This window comes from Aequoribacter sp., from assembly GCF_965659035.1.
Lineage (GTDB): Bacteria > Pseudomonadota > Gammaproteobacteria > Pseudomonadales > Halieaceae > Aequoribacter.
The window spans coordinates 1-2154 of record NZ_CBFHWH010000156.1; the positions used below are offsets into that span (position 1 = coordinate 1).

Sequence of the window (2154 nt, forward strand, 5' to 3'; positions counted from 1 at the left end):
AGATTTCCTGCAGGTGTTTTACATGTTTTGTTCACAGGTATTAGTGCGTTGCAACAAGGCTGTGGATGTACTGTGAGTTATTGTGGATAACTCTATTTGCCGATACAAAAACTGCTAAATATTTCGCCTAACAAGTCGTCGTTTGTAAACTCACCTGTTATGGAATTAATAGCTTGTTGAGCAAGACGAAGGTCTTCTGCTAGCAACTCTGACGCAGCGTGCTCTTGAAGCTGAACAAGGCCATTTTTAAGAGCTGAGTGTGTTGCTTGAAGTGCAGAGATGTGGCGTTGCCGCGCAGAAAAAAGATGCTCTGATTCAGGATGAAGGCCAACAGTGTCGATAATGGCCTGCTTTAATTCCTCGATATTGAGCCCGATTTTTGCGGCAATACTGACATTCGTTGTTGCTTCTTGTATCTGTGGTATTGGACCGTCGAGTAGATCAATTTTATTACTCACACCAATGAAAGGGTGCGCCAAGCAAGCCTCAGCCAGGTTAGACGGAAGTAATGTAAATAAACTTACAGATTGTTCGGACGTTTTACTCGCGTCCATTAAAAATAGAACCAGCTGGGCGCGTTGTAAGGTATTAACGGCTCGTTGAATGCCTGCTTGTTCGATAACATCGTCTGTTAATCTAAGACCAGCAGTATCGATAAAGGTAACAGGGACGCCATTAATATTAACAACCGTTTCTAGGGTATCTCGAGTTGTGCCTGGAATGTCGGTCACGATTGCTTTATCTAAACCGCAAAGTTGATTAAGTAAAGAGGACTTTCCTGCATTGGGAGCACCTACCAATGCAACAGTAAGGCCTTCTTGAATAATTTGCCCCTGATTCGCTTGGTTAAGCGTAAGCTCGGTCTCGGTTATTATTGAGTTGAGTTGGGTTTGGATATCGAGCTCCGAAATAAAATCGACCTCTTCTTCTGGAAAGTCGATGGCTGCTTCAACTAAAACGCGTAGGCCAATAATTTTTGCGAGCAAGCCGTTAACATGGCTAGAGAAAGCGCCTTGTAAGGAGTTTTGAGCGTTTTTTGCGGCAGTCTCTGTATTAGCATTGATTAAGTCAGAGATTGCTTCTGCTTGTACAAGATCGAGTTTTCTGTTCAAGAAGGCGCGTTTAGAAAATTCTCCTGGCTCTGCAAGACGACCACCCAGACCGCAAATTTCGGCGAGCAGACGATTCAATACGATAGGGCTACCATGTGTTTGTAGCTCAACGACATCTTCTCCGGTGAATGATCGGGGAGTTGCGAAGAAAAGCAGCAAACCGGTGTCGACTAATTCGCCTTCCGATGTTCTAAAAGAACTAAAATGAGCAGTTCGTGGCGTGAGACTAGTAATAGAAGAAAGTTGTTTCGCAATGGCTAATGCTCTGGGGCCACTGATTCGAACGATGCCAACACCACCTCGTCCAGGTGGTGTCGCGATAGCACAGATAGTGTCTGTGTCGGAAGCAGGGCCTACGTGCATTAGCGTTGAGGTGCTGAGTTCTCTATTTGTTTGGTGATAATGTATTGCTGTGTCATTGACAATAAGTTATTGACTACCCAATACAGTACTAGGCCTGCGGGGAACCACAAGAAGAAAAACGTAAACACAATGGGTAACCATTGCATCAATTTTGCTTGCATCGGATCTGGTGGTGGTGGATTCAGTTTCTGCATAAACCACATGCTGGCGCCCATAAGAATTGGAAGCACGAAGTAAGGATCCATAACAGAAAGGTCGTTAATCCATAAGGCAAATGGTGCATGGCGCAGTTCGACACTTTCCATCAGCGTCCAATAAAGAGCGATGAACACAGGCATTTGCACGAGAATGGGAAGACACCCGCCCATGGGGTTGATTTTTTCCTTCTTATACAACTCCATCATGGCTTGGCTTTGTTTTTGTTTGTCGTCCGCGTATTGTTCACGTATATCAGCCATTTTGGGCTGTACGCGGCGCATGTTAGCCATCGATCGGTAGCTCGCCGCCGAAAGTTTGAAAAAAGCACCTTTAATTAGAACCGTTAGCAGGATGATAGCAACGCCCCAATTACCAACTAACTCGTGAATTTTTGTCAGTAGCCAGAAAAGAGGTTGTGCAATCCACCAAAGCCAGCCGTAATCGACGCTCAGCTCTAAGAAAGGCGATATTTTCTCGAGGG

2 protein-coding genes are annotated in these 2154 nt (G+C 45.0%); both read right to left on the minus strand.

The genetic code is table 11. The features are described from left to right. Positions 1 to 92: 92 nt before the first annotated feature. Entirely contained in the window at positions 93 to 1475 is a 1383-nt protein-coding gene (mnmE, locus tag ACTF5Z_RS11950; protein ID WP_438985833.1) for a tRNA uridine-5-carboxymethylaminomethyl(34) synthesis GTPase MnmE, read from the minus strand. Beyond that, the coding region (gene yidC, locus ACTF5Z_RS11955) for a membrane protein insertase YidC (protein ID WP_438985834.1) at positions 1475 to 2154 on the minus strand (680 nt) is incomplete at its 5' end. The genes mnmE and yidC, both read right to left, overlap by 1 nt.